The organism is Agromyces sp. P1_H4 (genome assembly GCF_056405255.1).
On the sequence record NZ_JBFUCL010000201.1, the window covers coordinates 1 to 6,903 of the forward strand.

11 protein-coding genes are annotated in these 6,903 nt (G+C 71.3%); 6 read left to right on the forward strand and 5 right to left on the reverse strand.

What is annotated here, in order from left to right; all coding sequences use genetic code 11:
- The 4 genes from AC1DY2_RS12525 to AC1DY2_RS12540 all read right to left on the reverse strand — a co-directional run.
- Nucleotides 1–251 (reverse strand): hypothetical protein (locus AC1DY2_RS12525; RefSeq protein WP_476762727.1); only part of this gene is annotated, 251 nt, incomplete at its 3' end.
- Nucleotides 252–390: 139 nt separating this feature from the next.
- The gene (locus tag AC1DY2_RS12530; protein ID WP_309977007.1) at nucleotides 391–831 is read right to left on the reverse strand and encodes a VOC family protein; all 441 of its coding nucleotides are present in this window, start codon (nucleotides 829–831) and stop codon (nucleotides 391–393) included.
- Nucleotides 832–871: 40 nt separating this feature from the next.
- Nucleotides 872–1,345 (reverse strand): SRPBCC family protein, encoded by a 474-nt coding sequence (locus AC1DY2_RS12535; protein ID WP_476762728.1) that lies wholly within the window; start codon nucleotides 1,343–1,345, stop codon nucleotides 872–874.
- Complete coding sequence (locus AC1DY2_RS12540) at nucleotides 1,342–1,749, reverse strand: ArsR/SmtB family transcription factor (protein WP_476762729.1); 408 nt, start codon at nucleotides 1,747–1,749, stop codon at nucleotides 1,342–1,344. The genes AC1DY2_RS12535 and AC1DY2_RS12540 overlap by 4 nt, the downstream gene beginning before the upstream one ends.
- A gap of 107 nt (nucleotides 1,750–1,856) precedes the next feature.
- On the opposite strand from AC1DY2_RS12540, the gene AC1DY2_RS12545 reads away from it, so the two are divergent.
- Both AC1DY2_RS12545 and AC1DY2_RS12550 read left to right on the forward strand, forming a co-directional pair.
- Nucleotides 1,857–2,387 carry an N-acetyltransferase family protein gene (locus tag AC1DY2_RS12545; protein WP_476762730.1) on the forward strand — a complete coding sequence of 177 codons (531 nt, stop codon included), beginning with the start codon at nucleotides 1,857–1,859 and terminating at the stop codon, nucleotides 2,385–2,387.
- An 81-nt stretch (nucleotides 2,388–2,468) separates the two neighbouring features.
- A complete protein-coding gene (locus tag AC1DY2_RS12550) occupies nucleotides 2,469–2,906 on the forward strand; it encodes a VOC family protein (protein WP_476762731.1) in 438 nt (145 codons plus the stop codon).
- Here AC1DY2_RS12550 and AC1DY2_RS12555 read toward each other — a convergent pair.
- Complete coding sequence (locus AC1DY2_RS12555; protein ID WP_476762732.1) at nucleotides 2,903–3,340, reverse strand: MarR family winged helix-turn-helix transcriptional regulator; 438 nt, start codon at nucleotides 3,338–3,340, stop codon at nucleotides 2,903–2,905. The genes AC1DY2_RS12550 and AC1DY2_RS12555 overlap by 4 nt on opposite strands.
- A 122-nt stretch (nucleotides 3,341–3,462) precedes the next feature.
- Here AC1DY2_RS12555 and AC1DY2_RS12560 point away from each other — a divergent pair, with 122 nt between their 5' ends.
- The 4 genes from AC1DY2_RS12560 to AC1DY2_RS12575 form a co-directional block, all read left to right on the forward strand.
- Nucleotides 3,463–4,692: an MFS transporter gene (locus tag AC1DY2_RS12560; RefSeq protein WP_476762733.1), complete on the forward strand. Its 1,230-nt coding sequence runs from the start codon at nucleotides 3,463–3,465 to the stop codon at nucleotides 4,690–4,692.
- A 54-nt stretch (nucleotides 4,693–4,746) separates the two neighbouring features.
- On the forward strand, nucleotides 4,747–5,583 hold the full coding sequence (locus tag AC1DY2_RS12565) for an aldo/keto reductase (protein WP_476762734.1): 837 nt from the start codon (nucleotides 4,747–4,749) through the stop codon (nucleotides 5,581–5,583).
- A gap of 48 nt (nucleotides 5,584–5,631) precedes the next feature.
- The gene (locus AC1DY2_RS12570) at nucleotides 5,632–6,333 is read left to right on the forward strand and encodes a type 1 glutamine amidotransferase domain-containing protein (RefSeq protein WP_476762735.1); all 702 of its coding nucleotides are present in this window, start codon (nucleotides 5,632–5,634) and stop codon (nucleotides 6,331–6,333) included.
- A gap of 150 nt (nucleotides 6,334–6,483) precedes the next feature.
- A partial coding sequence (locus AC1DY2_RS12575) for a glycogen debranching N-terminal domain-containing protein (protein ID WP_476762736.1) occupies nucleotides 6,484–6,903 on the forward strand: 420 nt, incomplete at its 3' end.

The window sequence follows — 6,903 nt, forward strand, 5'->3', positions numbered from 1 at the left end:
AGCGTGGGCGGCGGCGTCGTCAGCGCCCGCACCCAGGCTGCGGCGGTGCTGCCGAGGCGGAACCGGTAGGTCTCACCATCGGCCACGAACGACACCACGCCGTCGGCGGCCTCGACCTGCGACCACGCCGACCTCGGCACCTGCGCCCGGCGCTCGCCCGAGATCTGCAATCCGGCCGCCTCGAGATGGAGCGTGACCGCCGCCGCACGACCGTGCTCGCCGATCCAGGTCGCCTTCGCCTGCCTCCCCATGCATGAACCCCCCGGTTCATGATCCACGCCGGGCCGGTCGCGCGCAATGCCCCGAGCGTGCACGAGACACGGATGCCGCGGCCGGCCCCCTCGCGTGAAGGGGCCGGCCGCGGCATCCGCTTGCCGATCGCTGCCGGCGTCAGCCGTCCTGCTCGGCGCCGAACCGCTGCCGGGCCTCGACGGGGATGAGGGGATGCGCGGCGCGGGCCTTGATCTGCTGCACGGCCCACGTGTTGCCGTCGGGGTCGGCGAAGCCGAAGAAGGTGCCGCCGTCGCGCTCGTCGAAGACGGTGATCTCACTGCACTCGACGCCGCGGGAGACGAGCTCGTCGCGGGCGGCGGCCGCGTCGGCGACGACGAGCTGGAGGCCCCGCATGGAGCCGGGCGCCATCTCGGTCTGCGCGGGCAGGTCGCCGATCACGATCGAGCAGCCCGACCCTCTCGGAGTGAGCTGCACGACGTGCATGTGCTCGTTGCGGGTGTCGTGGTCGAGCGCGAATCCGACCTGGTCGCGGTAGAACGCGACGGCGCGGTCGATGTCGCTCGACGGGATGAGGACGACCTCGAGAGTCCAGTCCATGATGTGCTCCGTTCGTGTTGGTCGTGCGGTTCGCGTGCGTTCAGGCGGCGACGAGGGCGTCGAGCCGCTGGTAGCCCTCGCGGAGGCCGGTCTCCATGCCGCTCGCGACCATGCCGTCGCGGGCCTCGACCGCGGGATAGGTGGAGTGGATGCGCAGGCGCGTGCGGCCGTCGCCGAGGTCCTCGAACGCGATGGTCTCGATGGCCACGACGTCGGGCATGCCCTCGAACTCGAAGGTCTGCACGGCGAACTCGTTCTCGCGAACCGAATGGAACGTGCCGTTGAACGCCCACGCCTCGCCGTCGGGCGTGCGGTGCACGTAGCGGTAGCCGCCCTGGGTCGTGAAGTCCCAGCGCTCGATGTCCATCTCGTAGCCCTGCGGGCCGAGCCACTGCCGGACGAGCTCAGGCTCGCGGTGTGCCCGGAACACGGCCTCGACGGGGGCGTCGAACTCGCGGACGATCTCGATGAAGGGGAGTCCTTCGGGTGCGGTGATGGTGACTGCGTTGGTCATGATTCAGGTTCTTCCTGTGCGGTGCCGGCGCTCGGGCCGGGCTCTGGCGATGCGGCATCCGTGCCGCTGGTGGTGGTGCCGGCGAGCAGCGCGTCGAGCGATCGGAACTGCTGCTCGTGGATCAGCCGGTAGCGGTCGATCCACGCGGTGAGGGCTTCGAGCTGGGCCGGCTCGAGGTGCACGGGCCGGCGCTGCGCGTCGCGGGTTCGCGAGACGAGCCCGGCGTGCTCGAGCACCTGGATGTGCTTCGAGACGGCCTGCTTGGTGATCTGGAACGGCTCGGCCAGTTCGTTGACGGTGGCCGGTCCTCGGCTGAGGCGGGCGACGATGCGGCGGCGCACCGGGTCGGCCAGGGCCATGAAGGCCCGGTCGAGGCGGTCGTCACTGCTCGGATCGACGATCATCGTGCGCCTCCTCGCAGTTCTTTGATCAATGATTTGCTTGATCAATGGTTTGGTTGATTACAATCTACGCCTGCCGAAAGGACGTGTCAACGCCCAGAATCGACTCCATGGATGCCGACACGCCCACGCCGCTGACGGCGCCGCTCTCCGCCCTCGACTTCCGCCGTGCCACCGTCGACGACCACGCGCGTGTGGTCGCCGTGGTCCCCGACTGGTGGGGCCTTCCCGGCACCGAGTCGCTCTGGCGCCTGCTCCCCCGGCTGTTCTTCCAGCACTTCGCCGACACCTCCACGATCGTCGACGACCCCCGGGCCGACGGCGGGCTCGCGGCCTTCATCATCGGCTTCCGCTCGCAGTCGTCACCGGATGTCGCGTACATCCACTTCGTCGGCGTGCGGCCCGACCTGCGCGGCCACGGGCTCGCACGCGTCCTCTACGAGCGCTTCTTCGACGAGATGCGGGCGAGCGGATGCCGCCGCGTCGACGCGATCACGGGTCCCCGCAATCACCGGTCGCAGGAGTTCCATCGCGCGATGGGCTTCACCGCCACGGGAGACACCGACGTCGACGGCGTGCGGGCCTGGCGCGACTACGACGGGCCCGGGGAGGACCGCGTCGCGTTCACCCGGCCGATCTGATCCGTTCACGAACGACCCTCGCGTCGCTGCGCGGATCGGAGCAGAATCGGGCGGAGGAACGACGACGATCTGGAGGCCACCATGCCCGTCACGCTCAACCCGTACCTGAACTTCAAGGACAACGCCCGCGAGGCGCTCGAGTTCTACCACTCCGTGTTCGGCGGCGAGCTCAACGTGAGCACCTTCGCGGACTTCCAGTCCGCGGAGGACCCGTCCGACAGCGACCTCGTCATGCACGGCCAGCTCGACGGCCCGGGCCTCACCCTGATGGCCGCCGACACGCCCAAGCACATGGAGTACCGCGAGCCGGCCGGGTTCTCCGTGTCGCTCTCGGGTGACGACGACGCCACCCTTCGCGCCTACTGGGACAAGCTCGCCGACGGCGGCACCGTGCTGCAGCCGCTCGAGGTCGCGCCGTGGGGCGACGCCTTCGGCATGGTCACCGACCGGTTCGGCGTCACCTGGCTGCTGAACATCTCGGGCGCCGGTGGTACGACCGGAGCCGACGCGCCCGCCTAGACGGGCGTCAGCGCCTCGACGACGGGCGCCAGCTCGGGCTGCTCCGCTGCGTCGGCGAGCACGCGCTGGAGTGCCTCGTCGTGGATGGGCCGTGCCCGCTCGACGAGCGCCCGCCCGGCCGCCGTGAGCTCGGTGTAGATGCCACGGCGGTCGTCGGCGCAGAGCACGCGCGTGAGCAGCATCCGATCCTCGAGGCGATTGACGAGCCGCGTGGTGGCGCTCGGGCTCAACGCGGCCGCGCGGGCGAGCTGCTGCATGCGCATGTGCCAGCCGTGCTGCCGGCTGAGCGCGTCGAGCACCGTGTACTCCACGACCGAGAGGTCGACGGATGCCGCGAGCGCGCGTTCGAGCTCGGACTCGATCATGCCGTGCAGTGCGGCGAGCGTGCGCCAGCCGTGCGCGCGGACCTCGACGGCGTCGTCGGCGATGCCCATGCGATCCTCCTGGTCGGTCAGATAGTTGCTTGCGCTTTCTATTTGCGTGTGCAAGCATTGAGCCCGCGTTCGCAATAGAGCGCGTCTGCAACTACCACGACCATTGTATCGGAGTTCCGCGCATGCCACTCGGCCTTCTCGCCCTCGCCATCGGCGGGTTCGGCATCGGCCTCACCGAGTTCGTGATCATGGGCCTGCTGCCCGAGGTGGCCGCCGACTTCGGCGTGACCGAAGCACAGGCCGGCTGGTTCATCTCGGGCTACGCCCTCGCCGTCGTCGTCGGCGCCCTCGGACTCACCGCCGCCACGATCAGGCTCCCCCGCAAGCCCGTGCTCATGGGCCTGCTCGTGCTCTTCATCGCCGGCAACGCGATCTCGGCCATGGCACCCACGTACGAGCTCATGATGACCGGGCGCATCGTCGCCGCCCTCTGCCACGGTGCCTTCTTCGGCATCGGCTCGGTCGTCGCCGCGAGCCTCGTGGCTCCCGACCGCGCGGCCGGAGCCATCGCCGTAATGTTCACCGGACTCACGGCCGCGAACGTGCTCGGCGTGCCGCTCGGCACCTTCCTCGGCCAGCAGTACGGCTGGCGGTCGACGTTCTGGGTCATCTCGGCCATCGGCGTCGTCGCGCTCGTGGGCATCGCCACGCTCGTGCCGAAGCCCGCCGCGGGCACGCCGATTCCCAGCCTGCGCCGCGAGCTGGGCGCATTCCGGTCGGGCCAGGTCTGGCTCTCGCTCACCGTCACCGTGCTCGGCTTCGGCGGAATGTTCGGTGCGTTCACCTACATCGCCTACACGCTCACCGAGGTGAGCGGCTTCGACTCGGGCGCCGTGCCGTGGCTGCTCGTGCTCTTCGGCGCCGGGCTGGTCGTCGGCAACTGGGTCGGCGGCCGCCTCGCCGACCGCTCCATCGACGGCACGCTGCTCGGCTTCATCGCCGCGCTCGTCGTCGTGCTGGCGCTCTTCGCCTGGCTGGCGTGGAGCCCCGTCGCCACGATCGTGCTCCTCATCGCCATGGGCGCGCTCGGCTTCGGCACCGTGCCCGCCCTGCAGAGCCGCGTCATGCGCTCCGCCGCCGACGCCCCCACGCTCGCCTCGGGCGCCAACATCGGCGCGTTCAACCTCGGCAACGCGCTCGGCGCATGGGCCGGCGGCACCGCGATCGCGGCCGGGCTCGGCTACACGTCGCCGATCTGGGTCGGCGCCGCCATCACCCTGGGCGCGCTCATCGTGATGGTCGTCGCCGCGACGTCGGCGCGGACCCCCCGGCCGACCCGCTCGGAACGCGTCGCCGGCCCCGGCGAGCGCGACGCACCGACCGACACGCGCCCCGTGGCATCCGTCGCCTGACCGACGCCGCACCGCACCCACCCCACCGCCTCGCTCCACGATCGAAAGGAACGCATGACCACCGCGACCGTCCCCACCATCACCCTGAACAACGGCGTCCGGATGCCGCAGCTCGGCTTCGGCGTCTTCCAGGTGCCGAACGGCGAGACGCAGGCCGCCGTCGCCACCGCCCTCGAGGTCGGCTACCGCAGCATCGACACCGCCGCCGTCTACGGCAACGAGCAGGGCGTCGGGCGGGCCATCGCCGCGTCGGGCCTCGCGCGCGACGAGCTGTTCATCACCTCGAAGGTCTGGAACGCCGACCAGGGCCACGACGAGACCCTGCGCGCATTCGACGCGAGCCTCGCGAAGCTCGGGCTCGAGCAGCTCGACCTCTACCTGATCCACTGGCCGACCCCCGACCGCGACCGCTACGTCGCCACGTGGAAGGCGCTCGAGCGCCTGGCCGCTGAGGGACGCATCCGCGCGATCGGCGTCTCGAACTTCGAGCCCGAGCACCTCGACCGCCTCGTCGCCGAGGGCTCCGTCGTGCCCGCCGTGAACCAGGTGGAGCTGCACCCGGCCCTGCAGAATCGCCGCGTCGTCGCCGCGGACGACCGTCTCGGCATCGCCACCGAGGCCTGGAGCCCGCTCGCCCAGGGTGCGGTGCTCGACGACCCCGCCATCACGACCATCGCCGCCGCCCACGGCCGCACGCCCGCCCAGGTCGTGCTGCGCTGGCACCTRCAGCAGGGCCGCATCGTGATCCCGAAGTCGGTCACGCCCGCCCGCATCGCCGAGAACTTCGACGTGTTCGGGTTCTCGCTCGCAAAGTCCGAACTCGACGCGATCGACGGCCTCGAGCGCGACGGCCGCACCGGTCCGCACCCCGCCGAGTTCCACCGCGCCTGACGCGGCCCCTCCATCCACCACCTCACCGACAGAACGGAAGCACCACCTGTGAGCGACATCCTCATGATCGTCACCGCCGCCACCAGCCTCACCATGAAGGACGGTTCCGAGCACCCCACCGGCTTCTGGGCCGAGGAGCTCGTGACCGCCCACCGCGACCTCACGGAGGCCGGACACACGGTCACCATCGCGACGCCGGGCGGCGTCACGCCGACGGTCGACGCCGTCAGCCTGGATCCCGCCGTCGTCGGCAGCACCGACACGGTCGAGCAGCTTCGCGGGTACCTCGCGTCGATCGCCGACGAGCTCGCCGCCGCCGTGCCGATCGCCGAGGTCGACCCCGCGGCGTACGCCGCGATCGTGCTGCCCGGAGGGCATGGTCCCATGGCCGACCTGGCGACCGACCCCGAGACGGGCCGCGTCCTCGTGGCCGCCAACGCCGCCGGCACCATCATCGCGCCGTTCTGCCACGGCCCGGCCGCACTGCTGTCGGCGAAGCTTCCCGACGGCTCGAACGCGTTCGCCGGCCGACGCCTCACCGTCTTCACCGACGAGGAGGAGCGCACCGGCGGAACGGGCGAGAACACGCCGTGGTGGGTGGAGTCGACGCTCCGCGAGGCCGGCGCCACCATCGACTCGGCGGCCCCATGGAGCGACCACGTCGTCGTCGACGGCAACCTCATCTCGGGGCAGAACCCGCAGTCGAGCGCGTCGGTCGCGCGCCGGGTCGTCGAGGCGCTCGCCGGCTGACCGGAGGGGCAGGCCTCGGCCGCGTGGAGCGGAGGATGCCTCACCTGTCAATCCCCTGCTGGGGCGTCCCCTCCGCCGCCTACGGTGGACGGCGGAGGGGCGCCCCATGGCCATGGCACGCGCCCACTTCGGGACGGAGGCGCGTGCACGATGCCCGGTTGGAACGCGGACACCCTCGCCGGCACGGCCGGCGCCGGTGCGGTCACGATCGTCGAGGGCTCCGCGTTCTGCGTGTCGGCCGCCAACGGCGACATCATGCCCGAGTTCCCCCATGGCGTCTTCTTCCACGACACGCGCCTCGTCTCGAGGTGGGCGCTCCTCATCGACGGCGACCCCGTGGAGCCGCTCTCTTCGTCCACGCCCCGGCCGTACCGCTCCGTCGCGGTCGGCCGCGCCGGGCACATCCCGGGGCGCGCCGACACTCCGCTGATCGTCGAACGCGACCGCAAGGTCAACGGCGGGCTGCGCGAGGAGCTCACCCTGCGCAGCTACTCCCGGGAGCCGATGGCCCTGCGGGTGGAGCTCGTCCTCGAGTCCGACTTCGCCGACATCTTCGAGGTGAAGGAGGGC